This window comes from Paenibacillus elgii NBRC 100335, assembly GCF_004000865.1.
GTDB classification, from domain to species: Bacteria; Bacillota; Bacilli; order Paenibacillales; family NBRC-103111; genus Paenibacillus_G; species Paenibacillus_G elgii.
The window spans coordinates 51,500-77,559 of record NZ_BIMB01000006.1 but is presented as its reverse complement, the minus strand read 5'-3'; the positions used below and the strand labels follow the sequence as shown (position 1 = coordinate 77,559).

21 protein-coding genes are annotated in these 26,060 nt (G+C 55.2%); all 21 read right to left on the bottom strand.

Annotated features, from left to right (window positions below; translation table 11 throughout):
• Positions 1–136: 136 nt before the first annotated feature.
• The 21 genes from PEL01S_RS06615 to PEL01S_RS06515 all read right to left on the bottom strand — a co-directional run bounded on the left by PEL01S_RS06615 (position 137) and on the right by PEL01S_RS06515 (position 25,991).
• Complete coding sequence (locus PEL01S_RS06615; protein ID WP_063184240.1) at positions 137–1,054, bottom strand: cell division protein FtsQ/DivIB; 918 nt, start codon at positions 1,052–1,054, stop codon at positions 137–139.
• 250 nt (positions 1,055–1,304) lie between these two features.
• On the bottom strand, positions 1,305–2,573 hold the full coding sequence (gene murA / locus PEL01S_RS06610) for a UDP-N-acetylglucosamine 1-carboxyvinyltransferase (RefSeq protein WP_108531668.1): 1,269 nt from the start codon (positions 2,571–2,573) through the stop codon (positions 1,305–1,307).
• A 15-nt stretch (positions 2,574–2,588) separates the two neighbouring features.
• The gene (murB, locus tag PEL01S_RS06605) at positions 2,589–3,494 is read right to left on the bottom strand and encodes a UDP-N-acetylmuramate dehydrogenase (protein ID WP_127459774.1); all 906 of its coding nucleotides are present in this window, start codon (positions 3,492–3,494) and stop codon (positions 2,589–2,591) included.
• 197 nt (positions 3,495–3,691) lie between these two features.
• Positions 3,692–4,765, bottom strand: a complete 1,074-nt coding sequence (gene murG / locus PEL01S_RS06600; protein WP_063184243.1) for an undecaprenyldiphospho-muramoylpentapeptide beta-N-acetylglucosaminyltransferase — start codon at positions 4,763–4,765, stop codon at positions 3,692–3,694.
• A gap of 9 nt (positions 4,766–4,774) precedes the next feature.
• On the bottom strand, positions 4,775–5,872 hold the full coding sequence (gene spoVE, locus PEL01S_RS06595; protein WP_108531670.1) for a stage V sporulation protein E: 1,098 nt from the start codon (positions 5,870–5,872) through the stop codon (positions 4,775–4,777).
• A gap of 89 nt (positions 5,873–5,961) precedes the next feature.
• On the bottom strand, positions 5,962–7,383 hold the full coding sequence (murD, locus tag PEL01S_RS06590; protein ID WP_063184245.1) for a UDP-N-acetylmuramoyl-L-alanine--D-glutamate ligase: 1,422 nt from the start codon (positions 7,381–7,383) through the stop codon (positions 5,962–5,964).
• A gap of 2 nt (positions 7,384–7,385) precedes the next feature.
• Positions 7,386–8,348, bottom strand: coding sequence for a phospho-N-acetylmuramoyl-pentapeptide-transferase (gene mraY / locus PEL01S_RS06585; protein WP_036677323.1), 963 nt, complete (start codon positions 8,346–8,348; stop codon positions 7,386–7,388).
• A gap of 4 nt (positions 8,349–8,352) precedes the next feature.
• The gene (locus tag PEL01S_RS06580; protein ID WP_127459773.1) at positions 8,353–9,762 is read right to left on the bottom strand and encodes a UDP-N-acetylmuramoyl-tripeptide--D-alanyl-D-alanine ligase; all 1,410 of its coding nucleotides are present in this window, start codon (positions 9,760–9,762) and stop codon (positions 8,353–8,355) included.
• Positions 9,759–11,252, bottom strand: a complete 1,494-nt coding sequence (locus PEL01S_RS06575) for a UDP-N-acetylmuramoyl-L-alanyl-D-glutamate--2,6-diaminopimelate ligase (RefSeq protein ID WP_127459772.1) — start codon at positions 11,250–11,252, stop codon at positions 9,759–9,761. The genes PEL01S_RS06580 and PEL01S_RS06575 overlap by 4 nt, the downstream gene beginning before the upstream one ends.
• 109 nt (positions 11,253–11,361) lie before the next feature.
• Positions 11,362–13,311 (bottom strand): stage V sporulation protein D, encoded by a 1,950-nt coding sequence (locus PEL01S_RS06570; RefSeq protein ID WP_127459771.1) that lies wholly within the window; start codon positions 13,309–13,311, stop codon positions 11,362–11,364.
• 75 nt (positions 13,312–13,386) lie between these two features.
• On the bottom strand, positions 13,387–15,780 hold the full coding sequence (locus PEL01S_RS06565; RefSeq protein ID WP_127459770.1) for a penicillin-binding transpeptidase domain-containing protein: 2,394 nt from the start codon (positions 15,778–15,780) through the stop codon (positions 13,387–13,389).
• Positions 15,781–15,809: 29 nt separating this feature from the next.
• Positions 15,810–16,238: a cell division protein FtsL gene (gene ftsL, locus PEL01S_RS06560; RefSeq protein ID WP_127459769.1), complete on the bottom strand. Its 429-nt coding sequence runs from the start codon at positions 16,236–16,238 to the stop codon at positions 15,810–15,812.
• A gap of 13 nt (positions 16,239–16,251) precedes the next feature.
• A complete protein-coding gene (rsmH, locus tag PEL01S_RS06555; RefSeq protein WP_127459768.1) occupies positions 16,252–17,208 on the bottom strand; it encodes a 16S rRNA (cytosine(1402)-N(4))-methyltransferase RsmH in 957 nt (318 codons plus the stop codon).
• 33 nt (positions 17,209–17,241) lie between these two features.
• Positions 17,242–17,679 (bottom strand): division/cell wall cluster transcriptional repressor MraZ, encoded by a 438-nt coding sequence (mraZ, locus tag PEL01S_RS06550; RefSeq protein ID WP_010491914.1) that lies wholly within the window; start codon positions 17,677–17,679, stop codon positions 17,242–17,244.
• Between the two features lie 119 nt (positions 17,680–17,798).
• Positions 17,799–18,875, bottom strand: coding sequence for a DUF4349 domain-containing protein (locus PEL01S_RS06545; protein ID WP_127459767.1), 1,077 nt, complete (start codon positions 18,873–18,875; stop codon positions 17,799–17,801).
• A 163-nt stretch (positions 18,876–19,038) separates the two neighbouring features.
• Positions 19,039–20,304 carry an adenosylhomocysteinase gene (locus tag PEL01S_RS06540; protein ID WP_127459766.1) on the bottom strand — a complete coding sequence of 422 codons (1,266 nt, stop codon included), beginning with the start codon at positions 20,302–20,304 and terminating at the stop codon, positions 19,039–19,041.
• 38 nt (positions 20,305–20,342) lie between these two features.
• Positions 20,343–21,980 (bottom strand): bacillithiol biosynthesis cysteine-adding enzyme BshC, encoded by a 1,638-nt coding sequence (gene bshC / locus PEL01S_RS06535; RefSeq protein WP_127459765.1) that lies wholly within the window; start codon positions 21,978–21,980, stop codon positions 20,343–20,345.
• A 166-nt stretch (positions 21,981–22,146) separates the two neighbouring features.
• On the bottom strand, positions 22,147–23,103 hold the full coding sequence (locus tag PEL01S_RS06530; RefSeq protein WP_010491906.1) for an ABC transporter ATP-binding protein: 957 nt from the start codon (positions 23,101–23,103) through the stop codon (positions 22,147–22,149).
• Positions 23,100–24,125 (bottom strand): ABC transporter ATP-binding protein, encoded by a 1,026-nt coding sequence (locus PEL01S_RS06525; RefSeq protein ID WP_063184254.1) that lies wholly within the window; start codon positions 24,123–24,125, stop codon positions 23,100–23,102. Before PEL01S_RS06525 ends, PEL01S_RS06530 begins: the two co-directional genes overlap by 4 nt.
• 16 nt (positions 24,126–24,141) lie before the next feature.
• Positions 24,142–25,056: an ABC transporter permease gene (locus tag PEL01S_RS06520; RefSeq protein ID WP_063184255.1), complete on the bottom strand. Its 915-nt coding sequence runs from the start codon at positions 25,054–25,056 to the stop codon at positions 24,142–24,144.
• On the bottom strand, positions 25,056–25,991 hold the full coding sequence (locus PEL01S_RS06515) for an ABC transporter permease (RefSeq protein ID WP_063184256.1): 936 nt from the start codon (positions 25,989–25,991) through the stop codon (positions 25,056–25,058). Before PEL01S_RS06515 ends, PEL01S_RS06520 begins: the two co-directional genes overlap by 1 nt.
• Positions 25,992–26,060: the final 69 nt, after the last annotated feature.

Genomic DNA, 26,060 nt, shown 5'->3' with positions numbered 1-26,060 from the left:
GCAAAACCTCCTGTGTATATTCCACACGGCTCGGCAATTCCCTCTTTTTTAGCTCATTTTTTTTCACGGCCAGGCTTAAATTATACCATAATTTCAATTCTAGCACTATTCTAGTAGGTTGAGTAGAGTTTTTTGCTCAGTTGCGGGCTGTATCCTGGCTTTCCGGCTTCTTTTCGTCAGCGGACGACGATGCGTCCGTCTCTTTGGAAGCGGTGCTTTTACCGTCCTTACCGTCCTTGTCCTTGCTGTCTTTGTTATCCTTGTTTCCTTTTCCATCCGAGCCGTCTTTCGTATCCTTGGCGTTCGTTTTGCCCGTATCCTTTTCGAAAGGCGCATGCGTATCCGCTTCGAGCATCGTAATCACGCCTCCCGTTATTTTACTACTGTGCAGGCTGGCGATGTAAGAATCCAAATATTTCATCTTGTCGGGCAAATACCCGATCGTCGTCTGCACTTCATATTGGGAGCGGGTGTACATTTTGATTTTGTCCGGATAGGAATCCGTCGGCGAAGGCTTGATCTCGGACACGTCGGAGAAATACGAGGCCGGCATCTTGGACATGGCCAGACACAGCTTGACCTTGAGCGGATCGTCCTTCGGCCATCCCGTCAGGATCGGCTTGTCCAGCGCAACGCCCTGTACCGTTACGGGCACAACGCTGGCGTCGGCGAGCAGCGCCTCGATCTGGCCATTTTCTCCAATCTGGTAAGCCACCTTCGGGTACTCGTGCACCTGAATGATCAGGCGACCCGGGAACTTTTTGGACACATCGACCGATTCGACCATCTTTAGTGCTTTGACCTGCGATTCGACTTTGGAGGATGAGACGGAAAAAAAGTGGTCCCCCGCTTTGACGGCGGCCGCTTGGGCGATTTCCTCCTTCGATATCAACTGCTGCCCTTGAATCTCAATCTCCGTTATTTTGCTGAGCGACGATTGGAAGAAAAGAATCAGCAGAAGCGTAATAAAAAAGATAAATAAAAACAGCAGCAGCTTCTTGCTGCTCCGGCTTTTCGGATTCGGTTTCTTGATCACTGGGAGTCTGTCTTCCATAGGTGCCTCCTCTTCTGAACGCAACAAAGCCCGCATGGCAGGCTCTGTACGCTTTTGCGCCGGGCAGCTTGTCCCGGACAGGACGGGAGCCGTCGGCAGGCTAGGACGGATCGGTGCCCTCCCCCGTATTTGCCGGCATCGCCCGCACGATAATGCAAATCAAATACGCAATATGTAAACCGCAGGGTATCCCTTCTCCCATGGAAAAAGGGATATTCCAGCGGCTGTGGTCATATGGATGTATAAAGTGCTACTCCGTAGGCACCGGCGTCGTACGATGTATGCCCGCCCCGAGGGACCCGAGCATCAGTTCAATCCGGTCGTACCCCCGGTCGATATGATGGATTTGTTCAATAACGGTTGATCCCTGAGCCGCCAATCCGGCGATGACGAGCGCAGCGCCGGCGCGAAGGTCGGTCGCTTCCACGGTGGCGCCATACAGTCTGGGCACTCCTCGAATATAGGCCGAGTTCAAATCTACCCGGATATCCGCTCCCATGCGCGACAGTTCGTCTACATGCTTGAATCGTCCTTCAAATACGGTTTCCTTTACGATGCTTACCCCTTCTGCAAGGCTGAGGAGCACCATGATTTGAGATTGCAGGTCCGTGGGGAACGACGGATAAGGCGAGGTCACGATCCTCTCCACCGATTTCGGCCGGCCGAGAGCACACACGTTCATTATATCACCGTTAATTGTGATTTGAATACCTGCCCGCTTGAGCACATGAATGGCGGAGGTCAGATGAGCCGGACAAACCTTTTCCAGCGTCACGTTTCCTCTTGTAACCGCAGCGGCAATCATCAGCGTGCCGGCTACGATGCGATCGGGAATGATCCGGTAAGTACAGGGGGTTAATTCCGATACGCCTTCAATGGTGATCGTATCCGTACCGGCTCCGATAATACGAGCGCCCATGGCGTTCAAAAAGTTTTGCAAATCCTGAATCTCGGGCTCTCGGGCCGCATTGATGATCGTTGTCATCCCCCGGGCCGTCGCAGCAGCCATCATGATGTTTTCGGTAGCGCCCACGCTCGGGTAATCGAGCGCGATTTCCGCACCCTGCAGCTCATTGGCCGTGCATACGATCTGGCTGCCGTTTTCCTCAATATGCGCTCCCAGAGCAGCCAGCCCTTGCAGATGCAGATCGATTTTTCGCTCGCCGATCGCGCAGCCGCCCGGCTGATACAGCTCCACGCGTCCGAGACGGGAAAGAAGCGGGCCCATCAAAAAAATGGAGGATCGCATTTGGCTCATCAGGCTTTCGGGAATATGAAACTGATGAACGGCGTTCGTACTCACGGTTACGTTATCCCCGACCAACTCCGCCTTGCACCCCAGCGCCCGCAAAATACCGAGCATCACGTGAATGTCCGACAAATCCGGCACGTTCTCAATCGTAATCGTGCCTTCCGCCATGATGCTGGCTGCTAGAATGGGCAAAGCGGCGTTTTTCGCACCGTGAATTCTGATGGCTCCCGAGAGAGGTTTCCCGCCTTCGATAACCAACTTTTCCAAAGTCCCACCTCCGATTTACCGCTCACCCACCACCAATACTTCAGGAACAAGGCAGACGCCGAACTTCTCATTCACGGCAGTCTTGACTTGTTCGATCAGGGTGAGCACGTCGTGGGCCGTCGCCTGCCCGGTGTTGACAATGAAGTTGGCGTGCAGCGGCGATACTTCGGCTCCGCCGACCCGAAGGCCTTTAAGTCCGGCTTCCTCGATCAGCTTGGCGGCGAAGTGTCCTTGAGGATTGCGAAAGACGCTTCCGGCGCAAGCAAGCTGCAGCGGCTGCGTCCGCAGCCTCCGGTCTTTGTAGGACGCGAGTGTAGCGGCAATCTCCTTGCGGTCCCCATACCGCAGCCGGAATACCGCCTCAGTCACAATCCCCGGCTTCGTCTGCAGAATCGAATGTCGGTAAGCATAAGCCAAATCCTCATTGTTCAGCGTCACCAACTCCCCTGTCGGGAGCAGTACTTCAGCCCGCAATAAGATGCGTGACACATCAGACCCGTGCGCCCCGGCGTTCATGTAGACGGCGCCTCCCACGGTTCCCGGAATGCCCCCCGCGAACTCCAGGCCGGTCAATCCTTCCTTGCCCGCCATCACCGACAGCTTAATGAACGAATAGGCTCCGCCGGCATAGACGATTTCCCCTTCGAACCGTACGGTTTCCAGATCATCTCCGAGCTTGATGACCACGCCCCGTACCCCTTTGTCGGTTACAAGCATGTTAGAGCCCCGCCCTAGCGCCATCCATGGAATCTGGTGCCGGTTCAGAAGCTTTACCGCATCGATAAGCTGCGATCGTGTACGAGGAATGAGCAGAATGTCGGCCGGACCTCCGATTTTCCACGTGGTGTAAGGGGCAAGCGGTTCGTTCAGCCGCAACTCGCCGCAGGACCCGTTCAGCAATTCCGTTATGACCTGTTGCATGGGAAATCCTCCTTCACAGAACGACGCGGCGTCCGGCTTTCCGGTAAACGAGCTCCGGAACCAAGGATTGGCGGCACGCACAGAGCTTCTGCATTTTTACGCCCGGGCTGCGCGCCGCTTCGCCAAGTGTCTGTCACGGTATAGTGTAGTTTATGTGAATCGTATCAGAGTGTGACAATCGCCTAGTGCAAAATTCACTAGGCGCGAGGCAAACAATGGGTTTCAATCAGCTTCACGATGTGATCCGTGCCGTTGCCGTACGGATTCAATTCCATCCGCTGCCGAATTTCATCCTGCTCCGCAGACAGGCCGTAGAGATTGGAGATCAGCGACTCCGGACTCAGCTCCTCTTCGAACAGCACTTTGCCGTAGCCCATGCCCCGGAATGATTCCGCGTTAAGAATCTGGTCTCCTCGGCTCGCCTGGCGGGTCAAAGGGATGAGCAGCATCGGCTTGCGCAGCGCAAGAAATTCGAAGATCGAGGTGGAGCCTGCCCGCGAGACGACCAGATCGGCGCAGGCGAGCAGATCGGGCAGCTCGTCCTTGACGTACGCATACTGCCGATAGCCCCGGATTCGGTCGAAGGAGGGATCGGTATTTCCTTTCCCGCAAATATGAATGACCTGGAACCGTTCCAGCAGTGCCTCCAGCGATTCGCGAACCGTTTGGTTGATCCGCTGGGCGCCAAGGCTGCCGCCCATAATAAACAGGACCGGCTTTTGAGAATGAAAGTCGTTCATCTGCAGTCCGCGGGACGCTTTTCCACCCAAGATCTGCTCGCGAATCGGAAGACCGGTGCGTTCCGCTTTGTCTCTGCGGACATATTTCAACGTTTCGGGAAAAGTCACGCAAATACGGGAGACGAGGGGCATCGTAATCTTGTTGGCGAGGCCCGGGGTATAGTCGGACTCGTGCGAAATGACGGGAATTCCCCTCAGTTTGCTGGCAACGATAACCGGTACGGTCACGAAGCCGCCCTTGGAAAATACGATATGGGGCTTAATTTTGCCCAGCAGCCGATAAGCCTGGCCGACGCCTTGCAGCACCTTGAACGGATCTTTAAAATTTTTGGCGTCAAAGTAACGCCTCAGCTTGCCCGAAGCGATATGATGAAACGGAATCCCTTCGTGCTCGATAATTTCTCTCTCGATTCCATCCTTGGAACCGATATATTCCATGTCCCAGCCGAGCTGGCGCAGCTTGGCCATCACCGCCAAATTCGGCGTCACATGACCGGCCGTACCGCCGCCCGTGAAGACGATTTTTTTCATAAAGGAAGGTCACCTCGAATACCGGGAAATGTTCAATAGCACGCCGATCGAGGTCAGCATCAGCGTTAGCGACGAGCCGCCGGCGCTAATTAGCGGCAAAGTAATACCTGTAACGGGAAACATGCCGATCACGACGCCGATGTTGATGATGACCTGTACGGCGATCATGCCGACGATGCCCGTAGCAAGCAGACTGCCGAACGTATCCGGCGCGGTAATCGCCGTACGCAGCCCCCGCCAGACCAGCAGCGTAAACAGCAGCAGCACGAAGGAACCGCCTATAAAACCGAGCTCCTCTGCAATGATGGAAAAGATAAAGTCCGTTTGCGGCTCGGGCAAATAACTGTACTTTTGCCGGCTCATGCCCAGACCGAGGCCGACCAGTCCCCCGGGACCGATCGCGTAAAGCGATTGAATCGCTTGATAGCCCGCGCCGAGCGGGTCCTGCCACGGATCGAGAAAAGCGGTAATCCGCTTCAGCCGATAGGGCGCCGCAATGATCAAGCCGACGAATCCGAGAATCCCGACCAGTCCGAGATACGATAAATGCAGCAGACGGGCTCCTGTCGTATAGATGATCAGCAGTGAGGCGCCGACCAGCACCGCGCCCGTTCCCAGATCGGGCTGCAGCATGATGATTCCGAAAGCGAGGCCGACGAGGCCAAGCGGCGGCAGCAGCCCACGGGTAAAATGCGTAATCGAGCCCTGCTGCTCGGACAACCATTTGGACAAAAACACAATCATGCCCATTTTCATAAATTCGGACGGCTGAATCCCGAACGAACCGATACCAAGCCAGCTGCGCGCCCCTCCGCGAACGACCCCGATGCCGGGAATAAGCACCGCAACCAGCAGAATGAAGCAGACGATCAAAATGATTTTTGCATATTTTTTCCAAATCCAATAATCGGCGTTCATCGTAAAAATCATCGCTGCGATGCCGAGCGCCGCAAACAGCGCTTGACGTTTCAAATAGTACAGCGAGTCGCCGAACTCGCGAAACGCAAGCACCGCGCTGGCGCTGTACACCATCACCACGCCTACGGCAAGCAGCAGCAGCGTGGAGCCCAACATCATCCAATCCGGAGTCGAACGTGCTTTCACCATACCGCCCACACCTCTACCTCTCGGTAATCTGGGAAGGGACCTTTCACGCCGGATCAGCGCTGCCGGCTGACAGGGCTTGTTCCCCCCTTTTACAGGTTATGCACGGACTCCTTAAACATGCTTCCCCTCTCCTCGTAAGAGGAAAACATGTCCCAACTTGCGCATGCGGGCGAGAGCAGCACCACGTCGCCGGGCTTCGCCAGCGCCTGTGCTTCCCGCACCGCTTCCTCCACCGTTTCCCGTGCATCCTTAGCAGCAGTATCGACGGTTTTAATCCGGCTCATGCCTGCAAGGCGCGCCACACGGACGATTTTTTCCTTTGTCTCTCCGAAGGCGACAAGGCCTTTCACCCGGCTTTGGAACGCGGGCAGCAATTCCATGTAATCCGATCCGCGATCAAGTCCCCCCGCAATCAAAACGATGTCCTGCTTGAATGATTCAATGGTTTTGATCGTCGCCGTTGGATTCGTCGCTTTGGAGTCGTTATAAAAGAGCACGTCGCCCTTCTGCTCCACATATTCAAGCCGGTGCTCCACGCCGCGGAACTCCTTCAGCACCTGGGCGATTGTCTCCAGCTTCACTCCGGAAGCGACGGCCATGGCGCTGGCTGCCAGCGCATTTTCCACATTGTGGCTGCCCGGTATTCCAAGCTCCCGTACCGGCAAGATACGGTGCGTTTGCCCGTCTTTATCGCGGTAAACGATCGTATGTACCGTGTCTTCATCCCTGGCGGCAAGCGGAGGCTGTACGAACATTCCAAAAGCCAGCTCCTCGCGTACGGAAAAAGGCAGCACCGAGGAACGAATCGAGTCAGCCGTTTGGCGGCAGACCGGGTTGTCCCAGTTTAGCACGGCCGTGTCCGCTTCCGTTTGGTTCGCGAACAGCTTCGTCTTGGAGACGACGTAATCGTCCATCGTCCCGTGATAATCGAGATGCGTCTCGTACACGTTTAGCAGCGCCCCTACGGCCGGACGGAACGCACGCGTTCCTTTGAGCTGAAAGCTGCTCAGCTCGACAACCATCCGGTTGTCCGCTTCGGCTTCCAAAGCGGCTTCCGTCAAGGCACGTCCGATGTTACCGGCGACGATCGGCTTTAATCCGCCCGCTTCGAGCATAAGACCGGTCCACGTCGTCGTGGTCGTCTTGCCGTTGGAGCCGGTTATTGCGATCATCGGCGCCTTGCAAATATGATAGGCGACTTCGACCTCGGTCACCACTTCGATTCCCAGCTCGGCCGCCCGCTTTACAGGTTCGATCGTGTAAGGAATGCCGGGATTTTTCACGACGAGCGCAACACCCTCATGTACAAGCCCTTCGGGATGGCTCCCGCAAACAACAGAAATACCCAGAGCCTCCAACTCGGCGGCCTCAGGGCATAAATGGCGTTCTTTCTTATCGTTGACGGCGACGACCGCGCCGTTCTCGTGAAACAATTTGGCGACTGCAACGCCGCTGCGTGCAAGACCTAGAATGACGACCTGACGGCCGCGGTACTGAGCGGGATGCTCCATGCCTACAACACCTCGTTAATATAAAGTCCGATACCGGCTAAAATCAGCCCCGCTGTCCAGAACGAAATGACCACGCGCCACTCCGACCAGCCTGTTAACTCGAAATGATGGTGAATCGGGCTCATTTTGAACACCCGTTTCCCCCTCGTCTTGAAGGAGACGACTTGAATGATGACCGATAAAATTTCGACCACGAACACGCCGCCGATCAACGCCAGCAAAATTTCCGCTTTGGTCAAAATCGCCACAGCCGCCAAACCTCCGCCGATGCCGAGCGAGCCGGTATCCCCCATGAACACTTTCGCCGGGTGAGCGTTGAACACCAGAAATCCGAGTACGGCGCCGACCATCGCGGCACAGAAGATCGCAAGATTCGGCTGCGAGTTATTCAAAGCAATGATGGCATAAGCGCCGAACGCGATCGCGCTAGTTCCGGCCAACAAGCCGTCCAGTCCGTCCGTAAAGTTCACCGCATTGGATGTACCCAGCAACAGAAAAGCGACGAACGGGAAGTACAACCAGCCGATATCAAACGAAAAGCCGATATAAGGGATCCGGATGTCTGTGTTGTGTCCGGTCTGCACCAGCAGGATACATACGATGATCGAGACGGCGAGCTGCCCAAGCAGCTTTTGTCTGGCCGTCAAGCCGAGCGAGCGCTTGAACAAAATTTTAATATAATCGTCCAAAAATCCGATAAAACCGTATCCAAGCGATGCGATAATGAGAATGAGCGTTTCGATGTTTTTTTCTCCGAAACGCAGCACGGCGAGCGCCAGCGCCAGCATGATGATGATCCCGCCCATCGTCGGCGTGCCCGCTTTTTTCAGATGCGCTTGCGGTCCTTCGGTACGAATCTGCTGCCCGAATTTAAGTCTGCGAAGAAGCGGAATGAATAAAGGTCCCATAATGACCGCAAGCAAAAAGGCCACGCCGAGCGTGATCATGACAATTTGAAAATCCACCGGACTATCCCCCCAATTGCATTAAAAACGATGCCACCTGTTCCATCCGCATACCGCGCGAGCCTTTGATCAGCACGACGTCGCTCGCTGCGGCAGCCTGACCGAGCGCACGGGCCAGCTCCTCTTTATCTTCAAAATGCCGGACGCGCTCCGCCGGAAACCGCTCCCTCGCCCCCTCGGCGATATGCCGGGCAAGTGGGCCGTAAAGATATACCGCCTCAACCACGTCGGGATTGACGAAACGGCCGATATCCCGGTGAAATTCCGCCTCTTCGGGACCGAGCTCGAGCATATCGCCAAGCACCGCGAATTTGCGGCTATAGCCCGTCGCCTCGTGCAGAAGCGAGAGCGCGGCCCTCATCGAAGTCGGGGAAGCGTTGTAGGCGTCATTCCACACGGTCAAGCCGGAAGGCGCCTGCGACACTTCGATCCGCATTCCGGTAACGACCAGCGATTGCAAGCCTTCGGCCATCCGCGCCGCATCCAGCCCGAAATATTTCCCGACGGCGATCGCCGCCAGCCCGTTGACCACATTATGTCCTCCGAGCAGCGGAATATAGAAAGGAATTCCCGGATCAGTGTTGACGACAAAGTGCGTCCCTTTCGCATCCAGCTTCATTTCCAGAGGGTACAGATCGTTGGACGCGCCCGCTCCGAAGCGGACTTTGGCATAGCCGTCCACCTTCATACGCCCGGACTGGGCCAGCTCCGGCAGAACCTCCTCAATCAGGGGTTCGTCCCCGTGATAGACGAGTGCGCCGCCGGGCAGGAGTCCTGCCAAAATTTCCGTTTTGGCTCGAGCGATTTCGGCGCGTGAGCCGAGCTGCAGCAGATGCGCATCTCCGATATTCGTGATGACGGCAAGCTCCGGCTCAGCGAGCCGGGACAACAGCTCAATCTCGCCCCGTCCGCTCATGCCCATCTCAAGGACGGCAATCTCGGTATCCTCATTCAGCTCCAACAAAGTGAGCGGAAGACCGATATGATTGTTGTAGTTCCCTGCCGTTTTATGCACACGGAAGGCCGTGGCGAGCACGGCTCCCGTCATATCCTTTGTCGTCGTTTTGCCGTTGCTGCCCGTGATGCCGACAACACGTACTTTCAGCTGACGGCGATAGGCTTGGGCCAGACGCTGCAGCGCCGACAGCGTATCGTCCACGAGAATCAGCGGCTTGCCCGACGGCGGATTGGGGCGGTCGGTCTGCCACAGCGATGCGGTAGCGCCTCGCTCGAAAGCGGCATCGGCAAACTCGTGCCCGTCGAACGACTCCCCGATCAGCGGCACATACAAGCTGCCTTCCGCGAGAGTGCGCGTATCCTTCGAAACGCCGCGAATCACGGCATCGCCGGGCGTTCCTTGCGCCAAGGTTCCTCCGACCATGACGGCAATCTCGGCCAACGTACGTCTGATCACTGCAACCGTCCCCTTATCGCGTTTTCCGCTACCAGCCGGTCGTCAAACGGATGCTTGACGCCTTGGATATCTTGATACGTTTCGTGCCCTTTTCCCGCAATCAATACTACATCCTTAGAGGTTGCCCGGGCAATCGCTTTTTGAATGGCCTGTCTGCGGTCGGCGAGCAGCTCGTAACGCTCTTTATCCCAGCCGGCCTCGACAAGGCCCGGTTCGATATCCCGGAGAATGCTTTCCGGATCTTCGGTGCGCGGATTGTCGGAAGTGACGAATACATAGTCACTATACTTTGCAGCCACGCCTCCCATCAGCGAGCGTTTGGCGCGGTCGCGGTCACCGCCGCATCCGAATACACAATAAACTTGGCCTTCCGCAAATTGCCGGATCGTCGAGAGCGCATTTTCCAAGCCGTCCGGCGTGTGGGCATAATCGACCAGCACAAGAGACTCTTGCCCCGCATCCACAATCTCCATCCGCCCTTCGACGGAAGTCATGCTGCCGAGGCTGGCGACAATTCGCTCCAGCTCAATCCCTTCCGCCAGCGCTGCGGCGATGGCGCCGAGCACGTTGTAAACGTTGAAGCGGCCGACCAGCCGCATCTTCACCTCGGCCGTTCCGCGGTAGGTGACGCAGCGGAACTTGGTACCCTTGGCAGTTATTTCAATGTCCTCCGCCCGCACGTCGACAGCCGGGTTGTCTATGCCGTATACGATCGTCTGCGCCGGCGTATGCTTGGCAAAGTAGTCGGAAGCCGCATCGTCTCCATTCAGCACCGCATATTGGCGCTGATCGGCTGCCGGCGCGAATTCGTTGCCGAGCCTGGAGAATAACAGGCCTTTGGCCTCCCGATACCGCTCCATCGTTTGGTGATAATCCAGATGATCCTGCGTTAAGTTCGTAAATAAGCCGGTACGGAACCGGCAGCCGTTCACCCGGCCCATATCAAGGCCGTGCGAAGAAACTTCCATGATGCAATAATCGGTTCCCGCATCGGCCATATCGCGCAAAATACGCTGAAGCTCAATCGCCTCTTGCGTATTGTTCTTTTCGTTCGGATGACGGACAGCACCGATTTTCACATGGATATTTCCCATTAATCCGGTTTGAAAACCTTGGTCCGATAATATTTTTTCCAATAAATACGTGGTCGTCGTTTTGCCGTTCGTTCCCGTTACGCCGATGAGCTTCAGCTCCCGGCTCGGATATCCGTAGAAATGGCAGGCTAACGCCGCCATGGCGTAACGCACCTGTTTCACCAGCAGCACGGGGACATCCGCTTCAATCTCCCGTTCCGCAACCAAAGCTGCAGCTCCCTGCGCAACCGCCTGCCCGGCATAATCGTGACCGTCCGTCTTCAGGCCGGGTACGCAGAAAAACAAATCTCCGGGCCGAACCTTGCGGGAATCGGCCGCGAGACCGTGAATATGGGTATCGCCGTCTCCGATCATCCGGCTGACGGCAAGCTGGGCTGCCAGCTCCTTCAGTTGCATGTTGTGTCCCCCTCCGTTTTTTGCACATGGTATCATTATGGACAAAAAAATGCGTGCTGAAAAGCCCATTTCCCCAAATGTTACCGTACTTTCATTCAAGCGTCAGCCTTCACTGCACCTGCGGTTTGCCGCCTTCCGGCGGGCTCGAATCGGACAAATAAATCCGGATCGTCGAGCCCTGCTCCACCCGGGTCCCGGCTTTCGGAACCTGACTGATCACGGTACCGCCTGTGCCGGATTTCGCCAGTTGAAAATTCATGTTCATACTTTCGTAAATCTCCGTGACGTTCATGCCAACGAGATTCGGCACTTCCACGACTTTCGTATCGCCGTACACGTATTTGCGGTCCATTTGATCTTTGCGCGGCGGAACCTTCATATAACGAAGCGTGTCCTCCATAATTCCCTTGACGAGCGGAGCTGCGACCAAGCCGCCGAACTGGATGCCCTGAGGATTGTCGACAGCGGCGTACACGACGACTTTCGGATCGTCGGCCGGAGCAAATCCGATAAAGGAGACGATGTGCTCGCTCGCGGAATAGCGTCCGTTCACGACCTTCTGTGCTGTCCCCGTCTTTCCTCCTACCCGGTAGCCGTCAATGAACGCATTGCGCCCGGTTCCGTTCGCCACGACGCTCTCGAGCGTCTCCCGTACCTGCTTGGAGGTCGCTTCGGAGATCACCTGGCGCACAAGCTCCGGCTTCATTTCCTCGACCAGCGCTCCGTTATCCGGGTTATACCAAGCCTTCGCCACATGCGGCTTGAACAGCTTGCCGCCATTTACGGCTGCGGATACGGCCGTAATTTGCTGAATCGGCGTGACGGAGACCCCTTGCCCGAACGAAGTGGTGGCCAGTTCGACCGGACCGACCCGCGACGGCTTAAACATAATTCCGTTCTCTTCACCGCCGAGATCGATCCCCGTTTTTTTACCGAACCCGAAGTTATAAATATACTCGAAAAGCTTCTCTTTGCCAAGTCTTTGGCCCATCACGACGAAGCCCGGGTTGCATGAATTTTCTACCACCTGCTGAAACGTTTCGCTGCCATGTCCGCCCCGCTTCCAACACCGCAACCGGGCACCCGCCACCTCAATTGCACCCGGATCGAAAAAACCTTCCGTCAAGTTAACCTTTTTCTCCTCTAGTGCTGCCGCAAGCGTAATAATCTTGAAGGTGGAGCCCGGTTCGTAGGTCATCCAAATCGGCAAATTCCGATTATAGTTCTCCACCGGGTACGCCTTATAATTGCCCGGCTCGTAGCCCGGCCTTGACCCCATCGCCAAAATCTCTCCGTTATTCGGGTCCATGGCAATCGCGATCACATGATTCGGTTGATATTTCAGCATCGCCTGATCCAGCTCGCGTTCCATAATCGCTTGAATGTTGCTATCGATCGTGAGCTGAAGGTTCAGGCCGTCGAGCGGCTTCTTGTACTCATCCGTCGATCCGGGCATCGACTTGCCCGCGGCGTCGGCCAAATACGAAATGCTCCCGCCTATACCCGTCAATGTCCGATTATACTTCAATTCTATGCCCGTCAATCCTTGATTATCAATCCCGGTAAAGCCGAGCACGTGTGCTGCCAAACTCCCGAACGGATAATATCGCTTATTATCCTCGGTCACGACGATGCCAGGAAGCTTCATATCGCGGATTTCCCGGGCTTTTTCCTGCGTAATTTTGCGGCCGGCAGGCTTGATATAGGCGCTGGACGCTCTCGTCGTCAACTGCTTGTAAATCGTCTCCTGACTTGCGTCCAGCGCCGCCGCCAGCTTGGACGCCGTTGCCTGGGGATCTTGAATTTGCGCCGGAATGGCCATCACCGTAGGCGAACTTATGTTGTAAGCGAGCTGCGCCCCGTTCCGGTCCAGGATTTCCCCCCGCTTGGCCGTGACGGGAATGTCGCGGCGCCACGAATCTTCCGCTTTATCCGACAGCTCCGGTCCGAGCCAGATCTGCACGTACGCGAGCCGCACCGCCAAGGCCAGAAAAATAGCCGTTCCGACAATCAGCGCGGCGAACAACCGACGGCGAACCGTTACGTTCGATGCCTTCATGCCCGCTCCTTCCCCTTCCTGAAAGAGAATCGTTTCATATCATCCCTATTCAGGACAACCAGGGGTTAGAACAAGCTATGGCTGCGCCGATGCCGTTTTTTTGGACCCGCCGTCGGGGGTTTGCTTGACAGAGTCAGTATTTTTCTTGCTTGTGCCCGACTTTCCGCTGTCGCCCGTCGTCTTGGCCGAGGAGGAATCCGCCTTCGCCGTTTTATCGGATTTGCCCGATTTATCCGACTTGTCGGATTTGTCCGTCTTGCCGGCTACCGCAGTTTCCTGCAGCTCCTTATACGATTTCAGCTGCAGAGTGAGCACGCGCGAATCGCCGGAGCCTTCCAGTGACTGATCCGACACATACCCTTCGCCGGTCGATTGGCAGCGTACTTTGAGGAAGGAGCATACCTCCAGCGCATCGCGAAGCGATTTCCCGGACATGTTAGGCACCGGAACATCCTCGCCTTCCTGCATCAGTACATACATTCGCTGCGCCCCGCCGATTTCGGTACCTGGCAGAGGAGATTGGGCGATGACCTTCGGTCCTTGACCGATCGGCTCGACGGAAACGCCGAATTTGTTCATCGCCGATTTGGCATCGTCCAGCGATTGGCCTGTCAGATCCGGCATTTGGCCCTGCGGCGCTTTCTCCGTCGGCTGGGAGGTCTGCTGCACGGTGGTGCTCGGCGCAATGCCCATATACCGCAGCGTTTGCGATACGATTTCTTTAAAAGCCGGGGCGGTTACATCGCTCCCCAAATGATAATTGCCGCCGAGATCGGGATCGTCCGCCATAATCGCTACCAAGATTTGCGGGTCCTCCAGAGGCGCGTAGCCGATGAAGGAAACCATCCATCGTCCTTCAGCATATTTGACTTGACCCGGCAGCACGAAGTTAGCGGTACCGGTCTTGCCTGCTACCCGGTAGCCCTCGATATATGCCTTGCGTCCCGTTCCTTTTTCCTGGTCCGACACGACCTGCTCCAAATATTCGCCAACCTGTTTTGCCGTCTCCGGCGTTACGACATTGCGGATAACCTTGGGGTCGTACTTCTCGACGACTTCGCCCGTATCCGGGTTCGTGATCTGCTTGATGACATGCGGCCACATCAGCTTGCCGCCGTTTGCAATCGCAGCGTAAGCCGCTGTTTGCTGGATCATGGTGCTGGTTAACCCTTGACCGTAGGTCGCCGTTGCGTACTCCGGCGCATACTGCATTTTGACCCGGCCCGCAACTTCACCGGGGATATCGACGCCCGTCTTGGCGCCGAATCCAAAATTATCGATATACTGGCGCAGCTTGTCCGGCCCAAGCTTCTCGAGACCAAGCTTCACGAACGCTACGTTACTTGAACGTTTCAGCCCCTCAAGGTACGAAATTCTGCCCCAACCGACGACGTTATGGTCGTGCAGCTCACGGTCCGCTACGATGATTTTGCCGGACTGATATTTGTCTTCCGGAAAAAACACGCCTTCCTGCACCGCTGCCGCCAGGGTAACAATCTTGAACGTCGAGCCCGGTTCATATTGCGAGGCGACGGCATGATTGATGAAATCCGATTGATTTTTCGTTTCGCCGTATTTGTTCGGGTTGAACGTCGGCATGTTCGCAAGCCCAAGAATTTCCATCGTCTTCGGATCGACCGCGATCGCGGTAAGACTTTTCGGATGCCACTTGTCGTACGTCTTCTGCAGCGCATTCTCGATGTAGAATTGAATGTTTTTATCGATGGTCAGCTGCACGTTGCTGCCGTTCACCGCAGGCTGATATCGGCTCTTCGAACCCGTCAACTCAACGCCATAGCGGTCTTTCTCGTAATTCAGAAAGCCCGGAACACCTTTCAAATAGTTGTCGAGCTGCGCTTCAATCCCCATCACCGGCTTGCCTTCCTTGTTACTATAGCCGATCAGATGGGCAGCAAGCTGGCCAGCCGGGTAAAACCGCTTAATCTCAGGCAAAAGTACAATACCGATCGGCGTGTTCTTTTTTGGCAGCTTGGCCTGCAGATCTTTAACGAGTTGATTGATTTTATCGGCCTTCTCCGAGTCGATCTTCCAGCCTTCGTTGCGAATTTCGATCTGATCCGTAGGCGTCCATTCCCGCTTGGCTTCAAAACGCTTGCGTATTTTGTCTTCCAACGCCGTGACGCCGGTCGGATCGCCGGAAGTCGCCAGAATCGCCGCCAGACCTTTTACAACTTCTTCCTGATTGTTGTTATCTTTAATCATCCGGGGAACCAGAGCCAGCGTAAACGCCGGGGAATCTTCCGCAAGCACCTTGCCGTTCCGGTCCAAAATACTGCCGCGGACCGGCAGAATTTCCTTCTCCTTAGACCACTGATTTTCTTTAACCTCCGCAACTAATTTGGCGCCTTCCACGACTTGCACCCAATAAACACGGGTTATCAGAACAACAAAAAGGAGGGTGAACCCCCCTCCGATGATTAACGAACGCAATTTTACCTTTTTTGTCATCGTATATCCTCCCTATTCCAACGGACAGATCAGGGTTGATCCTTTGTTTTTTTGGAAGCGACGCTTTGCCCTGAGGTCCCCGACGTCTTCCCGGTTCCCGACGGCTTCGTCTGATTCGGATCGGCTACGCTGTAGCCGCGGCTGCGGGCTTCTTCCTCAAGACGCTGATGGTCGGAGAGCGCGTCTACCTTTTGCTTAAGAATGCTATTCTCCGCTTCAAGATTGGCAATTTTCTTCTCAAAGGTTTGAATGCTGGAGCTTATCTCGTAAATTTGCGCATAACGCCAGATGATCACACCCGCAACGACGACGCAGACGGCAACCGTAAACAAATAGAGCAGCTTTTCTTGTACCGGCAACGTTTTGTTCCGGTATACGATCTTTTTCGTCTCCTTGACTTTGACTTTGTTCTCGGTCCGCTGCTCAACTGCTAAATTCCCTTGGATATAAGCCGGCAAGATGCTTTCCCCCTCAGTTCGTCAGTTTTTCCGCAATTCTCAACTTGGCCGAGCGGGCGCGCGGATTCGCTTCGAGCTCTTCCGCTCCAGCTTCGATCGGCTTGCGGTTCACCAGTTTAACGATACCGGCAGATCCGCACACGCACATCGGAAAGTCGGGCGGGCATGTGCATTTGGCTACATATTTGGCAAACGTTTGTTTACATATCCGGTCTTCGAGCGAATGAAAGGTAATGACCGCCGCCCGGCCACCCGGGGCCAGACAGCGGATGGACTGCTCCAGCGCGTCCTCGAAGGCGCCGAGCTCGTCGTTTACGGCGATCCGCAGCGCCTGAAAGCTGCGCTTGGCCGGATGCGGTCCGGAACGCCTCGCCGCCGCGGGAATCGATTCCTTGATCAAGTCGACAAGCTGCCCCGTCGTTTCGATCGGAGCCTTGGCTCGGGCCGCGGCTATGGTCGCTGCGATGCGGCGAGAGAACTTTTCTTCCCCATACTCGAATAAAATTTGCGCAATCTCCTGCTCCGACCATTCGTTGACGATGTCTCTCGCTGTCAGCAGAGCCTTCCGGTCCATCCGCATGTCCAGTTCGGCGTCATGATTGTAGCTGAAGCCACGGTCAGCCTCGTCGAGCTGCGGGGACGACACGCCCAAATCGAACAAAATCCCGTCCACCTGTGGACGGCCGTCTCTCAAAGCGCGCGGCACTTGGGCAAGCTCGCGCTCCAAATAGCGAAAGTTGCTGCGGACCAGCTTCACCCGGTCCATAACCGGAGCGAGCCGCTCCCTCGCATTGGCAAGCGCCGCGTCGTCTTGATCGAAGGCGATAAGCAAGCCTTCCGGTCCGAGACGCGAAGCGATCTCGAAGCTGTGCCCCGCTCCGCCAAGCGTACAATCGACATAAACGCCGTCCGGTTGTATATGTAATCCTTCCACTGCTTCCTGCTTAAGTACGGTCACATGATGAAACATCCCGCTGCTCCTCCTACGCCGGCTTTTCCCGGGTTATAGATCAAAGTTAAAATCGACCAGTTTCTCCGCAATTTCGGCGAACGATTCCTCCGATTGCTGGAAGTAGTTTTCCCAGATCGACTTGCTCCAAATCTCCACCCGATTAGAAACGCCGATAACGACACAATCTTTCTCCAGCTTGGCGTGCTCGATCAGATTGTTCGGCAGGTTGACCCTGCCCTGCTTGTCCAGCTCGCATTCGGTGGCGCCAGAGAAAAAAAACCGGGTAAAGGCGCGAGCATCAGACTTCATGAGCGGCAGCGCTTTGAGCTTCTGCTCCAGCACCGCCCACTCGTTCATGGGATAAACGAATAAACATTGGTCCAGGCCGCGAGTGACGATGAATGATGTTCCCAGGGCTTCGCGAAACTTGGCCGGCACGATCATCCGGCCTTTTTCGTCAACAGTATGTTGATACTCCCCCATGAACACCACTCGCCACCCCCTTTCCTCCACTTTACCCCACTTTCCACCACTTGTACAGTAATGATTCGCCACGTTAACAAAAAATCCTGCTTCGTCAAGAGACGACCGCAGGATTTTTTTTCGGGTTATTCTGTTTTTTCCCGGGGTGGTTCCGCATTCTCTCCGGCTTGCTCCGGAAGGGACAAACGGTCAGATGGCTGCGCTTTCGACGGCGGGTTATCCCCGGCCAGCCGCGTACGAATGTCCGCCAGCTTCTCCTTGCGCCGTTTGCGTAGGAGCCAGACGGGAATACCGATCAACACCAGCAGCAGAATCACCGGCAGCGCTCCCGCCAGAAAGACGAACGTCCATTGAAGCAGAAAGCCCAACACCGCTATGCTTCCGCTAAGAGCTTCTGCCGCCCGCTGCCCTAACGGCCCCTGACCGCGCGCCTGAATAACCTCGGCGGAGCTGTTTTTCTGCGTCAGCTTTAGCTCGATCGTCGACATGGCTACGTTTTGCTCCAAGTACCGCATACGCCCTTTAATTCGCTCGATTTCTTCCTGAACCTTGCCAAGCTCGCTGGAAAAAGCAAGCAGTTCGTCGGTCTTCGCAGCTTTTTCCATAAAAGCGATCAGCCGGTTCTCCACGACCTGCTTTGCCTTCAAACGCGCGGCGAGATCGACATATTCCTCCGTCACATCCTGACCCTGTAAGTTTTTTTGCAGCGTCGGCTGAATCTGTTCAAGCAGCGCCAGCAGCGATTGGAAGCCGGTCGCCGGCACCTTGATGACGAACGTACCGCTTTTTTCCAAACCGGAAGCGTTCTCGTTGAACTGTAAAATATAGCCGTCCGACTGTTTGACCGCCTCCTGTATTTTGGCTTGCGCCTCTTGATACTTTTCCACCTGCATGACCAAATTTGCTTTGTAGATGATTTTGCGGCTGAACGGCTCCGTCTTCTCAGGCGCCGTTTCCCCCGTCAAGCTTGCGCCTGCGGCAGGCTTCACCGCATTCGAATCAGCGGCCTCACCGGTTGAGCCGGCAGAACTTGCCCCGCTATTTTGCGCCATTTTCTGATCGCCCACAGCCAGCTTTTCCGAGTCCGTTGAAACCGCATTGCAGCCTGCAAGCCATCCGGCCAGCAGCAGAACCGCCCCGGCTCCACGCATCAGCCGCAGCAAGCGCAGCTTCGGCGCAGCCCCTTCCCCTACCTTTCGCATATTGCTTCCCCCTTCTTTTGTCTGAATCCCACGCCGCTGAACGCTGCGTTATTTTCTAGACGCGAGGAGGGTTTCCATTGTTTCAATTTTATGACAACTCCAAACAAAAAAATCTCCCCTTGACGCTACTGCATCAAAGAGAGATTCGATAGCCGAATGCGGATTAGTGCTCCGCCCAGCTGTCCAAGTATGCTTTTTGCTCATCGGTCAGCGTGTCGATGCCAATGCCGAGCGAAGCCAGCTTGAAGCGGGCCACTTGCTCATCCAGCTCGTAAGGCACATTGACGACTTTGCGGCCGATTTGCTTGTAGTTCTCGTTCACGTACTTCAAGGACATCGCCTGAAGCGCGAACGTCATGTCCATAATTTCCGCCGGATGCCCGTCGCCTGCAGCCAGGTTGACAAGACGTCCCTCGGCCAAGATGTAAAATTTGCGGCCGTCTTGAAGCGTATACTCCTCGATATTGCGGCGAACCGTACGTACGGACACGGCCAAGGCCTCCAGCTCCGGTTTGTTTACTTCCACGTCGAAGTGACCGGCGTTGGACAGGATGGCTCCGTCCTTCATGACTTTGTAATGCTCCCCGCGGATGACGTCCCGGTTCCCCGTTACCGTTACGAAGAAATCGCCCACTTTGGCCGCTTCGCTCATCGGCATAACCGCAAAGCCGTCCATGTAAGCTTCAACCGCTTTGATCGCGTCGATTTCCGTCACGATGACGTTGGCGCCGAGTCCTTTGGCGCGCATGGCTACGCCCTTGCCGCACCAGCCGTAGCCGACAACAACGACCGTTTTCCCTGCAACGACAAGGTTCGTCGTCCGGTTGATGCCGTCCCAAACGGATTGGCCCGTACCGTAACGGTTATCGAACAAGTATTTGCAGAATGCGTCGTTGACCGCAACCATCGGGAATTGAAGCTGGCCGTCCTTCTCCAGCGATTTCAGGCGAAGGATGCCCGTCGTCGTTTCTTCCGCGCCCCCGCGCACGTTCTTCAGCAGGTCTTTGCGCTCGGAGTGGAGAATAGTCACCAAATCTCCGCCGTCGTCAATGATCAAGTCCGGCTCGGTTTCAAGTGTCTTGATCAACAGATCCTTATATTCCTTCGGCTCCGGATTGTACTTCGCAAATACCGTAATGCCGTCCTCTACCAAAGCCGCGCATACGTCGTCCTGTGTGGACAGCGGATTGCTGCCGCAAATGGTTACTTGAGCTCCGCCGGCCTGCACCACTTTGGCCAAGTATGCCGTTTTGGCTTCCAAGTGAAGCGATATGGCGACTTTCAGCCCTTTAAACGGCTGCTCCTTCTCGAACTGCTCGCGGATACGGTTAAGCACCGGCATGTGAGCGTTCACCCAATCGATCTTCAAATGTCCTTCCGGCGCGAGCGCAATGTCGCGGATAATGCTGCGGTCGATCGTACTTGCCATCGGTAACGTCCTCCTTGGATCATGAATTCTCTACGTTATTACATGTAACATATACGATGCATTCCGTCCAGTGGCAAAGGTACTTCCACGAGTTCCCTTATCCAACCGTCGCCGTATTTGTTCAAATAGGCCAGCGAATTGAACACCCGTTCCTGCGGCTTGCCGTCAGGCAGCAAGGAAAGCCCGATGCGGGCAAATTGCCGAAGCCCCGCCTCATATTGCGCACGAAGCCCGTCATCCGCTTTGTGCTGCAAGAAATCGATTTGCTCGATAATTTTCCCCAGATTCGTTTCGCCTAGTTTTTGCAACCCGGGATTGATGGCAGCCATCGCTCCGATCAACGGCTCGTAGCTGGCGCGAAACTGCTCTTTCACCTCGGCAAAGCGAGCATCCAATTGAAGCTGGTCCTGCTCCCGAAGCCAAGCCTGCTGCTTCTCATCCAAGCGGTATAGCGCATCGTCGATGGCAAGCCCGTACTTCTGCATGTTTTTCTGGATCGTGCCTTCCACAAGCGTAAAGCCCAGACGCGGTAGAACGATCGGCATCCGCATGCCCACCGTATGAAACGCTTCGCGCGTCAACGCCCAATAAGCGATCTCCGACGGTCCCAATACGGTTCCAAGTACGGGGAACAAATAGTCCTGCATCAAAGGACGCGTCATCACGTTGTTGCTCAGCCGCTCCGGGGCCTCCTCCGCCCATTGCAAAAGCTGCTCCCGTCCGAAGCGGCGTTCCCCCTTGCGGTCCGTGTAACCGCCCTCTCCATCCGCGTAAAGCAGGATGCGCTCACCTTGTTCGTCGAAGACGAATAAGTTCGCGCCATTGCCGGAAACCTCCGCCTGCGGTACATATCCCGCTGCCCGCAGCTTGTCTTGCCCCCGCAGCAGCGCTTCGTTAATCGAGTTGCTTTGCTCCGCCAGCAGGCGGAACATCGGGCTTTCGATCCGCCGCAGCTCCGGATCGTCCGAATCGACCAGTACGAGGCCGTCCCGTCCAAACCAAGCGGAGAGAAGGCGCGCAAAGCTGTCCGTCAAAGAGACGGCCCCGTCGGTCGACGAACGCAGGGCTTCCATCAATCCGTCCTTGAACTCCGTAGGCATAAGCGTCTGCTCAAGAGCAGCCAGAGCCTCGCCCCACTGCTCCGGCGAGATTGGCGTCCGGCTGACGGAGGTGCGTAAGCCGGTCGGATGCTGCAGCTTGATCTTCTGGAGCTGCTGATCCGCCGTCAGAACCGTCACATGGTTCACTTCATCAAAATCATGATCCTCCCCGGCAATCCAAAATACCGGCACCACCGGCCGGCCCAGCTTCTCCGAAGCTTCGCGAGCCGCCCGAATCAGCGTAATCGCCTTGTATATAACGAGCAGCGGTCCGGTAAACAAACTAGCCTGCTGGCCTCCTACGATACACAGCGTACGGGAATCCTTAAGCAGCTCGATCGAACGCAGCGCTTCCGGCGAAGCCCCCGCCCGTTCGTTGAACCGGCGCAGCGTTTCCGCAAGCCGCTGGCGATCAGCTCCATGAATCCGCTCGCGGTCGATCCAAGCCGCACGTGCCTCCCAACAGTCGGCATCCGAAGGATTGTAATCGAAAAACGCGCTTGTTTTTTCGAAACGGTCCGAATAATCGCCTGCCAAAGGTTGGCCGGAATCCCACTGCATTATTTCTATCCGCAATCCGCCCGCCACCCTTCCTTTTAAAATGTAAGCTGCTTCTGGTTTGTAAATAACATGAGCATTACTATTTTACACGTGATCCGGGAAATCGTCAAAAGGTGGGGGAACTGATATGGATCGTTTCATTATAGTTAAAAAGCCCCTGCACATGCAGAGGCTTTCAAGGTTAATATAAATGGCAGGCCGTAAAGTGACCGGGTTGGACTTCTTTAAACTCCGGCATACTTGCCGCGCATTCCGGCATCGCCTTCGGGCAGCGTGTACGGAACGGACAACCGCTCGGCGGGTTCAGCGGGCTTGGAATTTCGCCTTCCAGAATGATCCGCTCGCGCGTACGCTCCACTTCCGGGTCCGGAATCGGGATCGCGGACAACAGCGATTGCGTGTAAGGATGCAGCGGATTCGCATACAGCTCCTCGGAAGTCGTTACCTCGACCAGCTTGCCGAGATACATAACACCGATACGGTCGGAAATGTGCTTCACCATCGCAAGATCGTGCGCGATGAACAAGTAAGTCAGACCGCGCTCTTTTTGCAGCTTCTTGAACAAGTTGACGACCTGCGCCTGAACGGATACGTCCAGCGCGGAGATCGGCTCATCCGCGATGATGAACTGAGGCTCGATAGCCAGCGCCCGGGCAATGCCGATCCGCTGACGCTGTCCGCCCGAAAATTCGTGCGGGAAACGGCTCGCATGCTCCTCGTTCAAACCTACCGCATTAAGCAGCTCGCTAACGCGCTGCTTGCGCTGTTTGCCGTCGGCAAGACCATGAATGTCAAGTCCTTCGGCAATAATGTTGCCAACCGTCATACGCGGGTTCAAAGAAGCGTACGGATCTTGGAACACCATCTGCATATGACGACGGAACTCTTGCAGCTTATTTCCGCGCAGTTTATGCACGTTCTCGCCATTGAACAGCACTTCGCCACCCGTCGCTTCATAAAGACGGATGATTGTGCGTCCGGCCGTCGATTTACCGCAGCCGGATTCGCCTACCAAGCCGAACGTTTCGCCGCGGCCGATCGAAATATTAAGCTTGTCAACGGCTTTTAACGTCTTGCCGCCGCCCAAGTGAAAGTGTTTTTGCAAATCGCGTACTTCCAAAATCGGATTGCCGTTCATCGTGCCGCACCTCCAGCTTCTACAGGTCGCTCTACTTTAGGCGCATCGGGATGCAGGAGCCAGCAGGCTGCCGAATGCGTCTCGGAAAGCTTCGTGTGCTCAGGATCGACTTCCAGACAGGCTTTCATGGCGTAAGGACAACGCGCTGCAAAAGCGCAGCCTTTCGGCGGGGCGAACAAGTCCGGCGGTGTTCCCGGAATCGGCACCAATTCGCCGTCCTTGTCTTGGTCCAGACGCGGAACGGAACGAAGCAAGCCCCATGTATACGGATGTTTCGAATCGTAAAACAGCTCATCTACCGTGCCCTGCTCCACGACTTTGCCGGCGTACATGACGATGACGCGCTGCGCCATTTCCGCAACGACCCCAAGGTCATGCGTAATGACGATAATCGATGCTTCTGTTTGCTCGGACAGCTTCTTCATCAGTTCGATAATTTGCGCCTGGATCGTCACGTCAAGCGCCGTTGTCGGCTCGTCGGCAATAAGCAGTTTCGGATTGCAGGCAAGCGCGATGGCAATCATAACGCGCTGGCGCATCCCGCCCGAAAATTCGTGGGGATATTGAGTGATCCGGCCTTCCGGATTGGAAATGCCGACCATTTTCAAAATCTCAACTGCACGCTTCCGCGCCTCGCTTGCGCTTAAGCCCTGATGCTTAATGAGCCCTTCGGCGATCTGTTTCCCGATCGTCATCGTCGGGTTAAGCGAAGTCATCGGGTCCTGGAAAATCATCCCCATTTCGGAGCCGCGGATTTTTTCCATTTCTCTATTTGAAATTTTGGTAATTTCCGTTTTGCCGTCGAATTTGATCGATCCGCTCTTGATCATGCTCGGAGGCGTCGGAATGAGCCGCATAATCGTTTGGGCCGTAACCGATTTGCCGCAGCCGGATTCGCCTACGATGGCGAGCACTTCCCCTTTTTTGAGGTCGAAGGAAACGCCGCGAACGGCTTGCACTTCACCGGCATAGGTGCGAAACGATACTTTGAGGTCGCGAACCTCCAATATATTTTTGCTCATGATTTGGGCACCTTCCTTACTTCCTCATCTTCGGATCGAGCGCATCGCGAAGGCCGTCACCGAGCAGGTTGAAGCTCATCAGGATCAAGCTGAAAACAATCGTCGGGAAAATAACCCGATGCGGGAAATAACGGATCGAGTTGGCTCCGTCGGACAACAGCGAACCGAGCGAAGCGAGCGGCACGCGGATACCGAGACCGATAAAGCTCAGGAACGCTTCGACGAAAATAGCCGAAGGAACGATAAACGTAATTTGTACGATGATCAAACTAAGCGCATTTGGTACCAAATGGCGGAAAATAATGCGCGCGCCTCCTGCGCCCAGCGTTCTGGCCGCAAGAACATATTCTTGCTCCTTCAAGGTCAGAACTTGACCGCGGACCAGCCGCGCCATCGGCACCCAGCCGGTAATCGCATAGGCGATGATGATCGTCATGAAACCAGGTCCGATAACGATGATCAGCAAGATCGAGATCAGCAGAAACGGGATGGAGTGAATGATTTCGATAATACGCTGCATAATATCGTCTACCCGGCCGCCGTAGTAGGCCGAAACGCCCCCGTAAATCACGCCGAATACGAGGTCAAGCAGCGCGGCAATAATCCCGATTGCCAAGGAAATCCGCGTTCCCCACCATACGCGCACCCACAAGTCCCGGCCGAAATCGTCGGTTCCGAACCAGTGCGCTCCGGAAGGGGGTAAGTTTTTGATATCGTAGTTTTGCGTCGCATAGTCGTGGCTCGAAAAAATCGGTCCGAACGTAGCGAGCAAAATCAAGATGACAAGCGTTGTCATGCCGAACATGGCCAGCTTGTTTTTCTTAAGCCTTCTCCACGCATCCTGCCAGTAGTTCATGGAAGGGCGGACGACAGCTTCCCGGCCGACTTGCTCTCGGACAACCGGCTGGAACAGGTCTTTGGACATCTGCATTACTTGCTACCTCCCTTAACCAAACGGATGCGCGGGTCGATGAAACCGTAGATAACATCGGTAAGAAAAAGCACGATGACAAGAATAAACGCATAGAAAATGGTCAATCCTGTAATCATGGTGTAGTCGTTGGAATAAATGGATTGAACAAAGTGCTTCCCTAATCCCGGCACGACGAAAATTTGCTCTACTATTAGCGTACCGGTGATCAGACCGACAAATACGGGACCCAGCACGGTAACAACCGGAAGGATCGCATTACGGATCGTATGCTTAATAACGATGGCCGACTGGGACAACCCTTTGGCTTTCGCCGTTTTGATATAATCCTGATTCAGCACGTCCAGCATGGATGTCCGCATAAGTCGGGCAAGAATGGCGATCGTACCGAACGATAAGGCGATGGAAGGCAGTATCCTGGATGATGCTCCCGTCCACATCCCCGGAGGCAGCCAGCCTAGCTTCACTCCGACAAAATAAGACAGCAAAGGCCCAAGAACGAAGGACGGAATCGAAATACCAACAATTGCCGTAAACATCGCTGTGACATCAAGGCCTTTGTTATGATTCAAAGCTGCAATAATACCGAGAATCAATCCGACCGTAATGGCAATCGCGAGCGCCCACAAACCTAGCTCCAGCGAAGCCGGGAACGCTTGATGAATAATATCCGTGACTTTACGCGTCGGGAACTGGAAGGATACGCCCAGATCGCCATGGAGCACGTTATTCATGTATTTCAGGTACTGCTTCCAAATCGGTTGATCCAAACCGTATTGAGCATAGAGCAGTTTTCTTTGCTCAATCGTCAATTTTTGCGAATCTTCCCCGAACGGATCCCCTGGCAAGTTTTTCATCAACACGAATGTGAAGGAAACAACCAACCACAGGGTAATTACCATATAAACCAGACGACGCAGCAAGTAGCGAAGCATGGCACACCTCCTGAACTAATTCAAAAAAGACAAGCAGCAAGGCTCGAAAAGGCTCGATTGGAAACAGCC

Bases quoted from the DNA above. Each gene is read 5' to 3' on its own strand.
- PEL01S_RS06615 (WP_063184240.1), bottom strand. From the start codon at position 1,054: ATGGAAGACAGACTCCCAGTGATCAAGAAACCGAATCCGAAAAGCCGG.
- murB (WP_127459774.1), bottom strand. From the start codon at position 3,494: ATGCAACAGGTCATAACGGAATTGCTGAACGGGTCCTGCGGCGAGTTG.
- murG (WP_063184243.1), bottom strand. From the start codon at position 4,765: ATGAAAAAAATCGTCTTCACGGGCGGCGGTACGGCCGGTCATGTGACG.
- spoVE (WP_108531670.1), bottom strand. From the start codon at position 5,872: ATGGTGAAAGCACGTTCGACTCCGGATTGGATGATGTTGGGCTCCACG.
- murD (WP_063184245.1), bottom strand. From the start codon at position 7,383: ATGGAGCATCCCGCTCAGTACCGCGGCCGTCAGGTCGTCATTCTAGGT.
- PEL01S_RS06575 (WP_127459772.1), bottom strand. From the start codon at position 11,252: ATGCAACTGAAGGAGCTGGCAGCCCAGCTTGCCGTCAGCCGGATGATC.
- PEL01S_RS06570 (WP_127459771.1), bottom strand. From the start codon at position 13,311: ATGAAGGCATCGAACGTAACGGTTCGCCGTCGGTTGTTCGCCGCGCTG.
- PEL01S_RS06565 (WP_127459770.1), bottom strand. From the start codon at position 15,780: ATGACAAAAAAGGTAAAATTGCGTTCGTTAATCATCGGAGGGGGGTTC.
- rsmH (WP_127459768.1), bottom strand. From the start codon at position 17,208: ATGTTTCATCATGTGACCGTACTTAAGCAGGAAGCAGTGGAAGGATTA.
- PEL01S_RS06545 (WP_127459767.1), bottom strand. From the start codon at position 18,875: ATGCGAAAGGTAGGGGAAGGGGCTGCGCCGAAGCTGCGCTTGCTGCGG.
- PEL01S_RS06540 (WP_127459766.1), bottom strand. From the start codon at position 20,304: ATGGCAAGTACGATCGACCGCAGCATTATCCGCGACATTGCGCTCGCG.
- PEL01S_RS06530 (WP_010491906.1), bottom strand. From the start codon at position 23,103: ATGAACGGCAATCCGATTTTGGAAGTACGCGATTTGCAAAAACACTTT.
- PEL01S_RS06525 (WP_063184254.1), bottom strand. From the start codon at position 24,125: ATGAGCAAAAATATATTGGAGGTTCGCGACCTCAAAGTATCGTTTCGC.
- PEL01S_RS06520 (WP_063184255.1), bottom strand. From the start codon at position 25,056: ATGCAGATGTCCAAAGACCTGTTCCAGCCGGTTGTCCGAGAGCAAGTC.
- PEL01S_RS06515 (WP_063184256.1), bottom strand. From the start codon at position 25,991: ATGCTTCGCTACTTGCTGCGTCGTCTGGTTTATATGGTAATTACCCTG.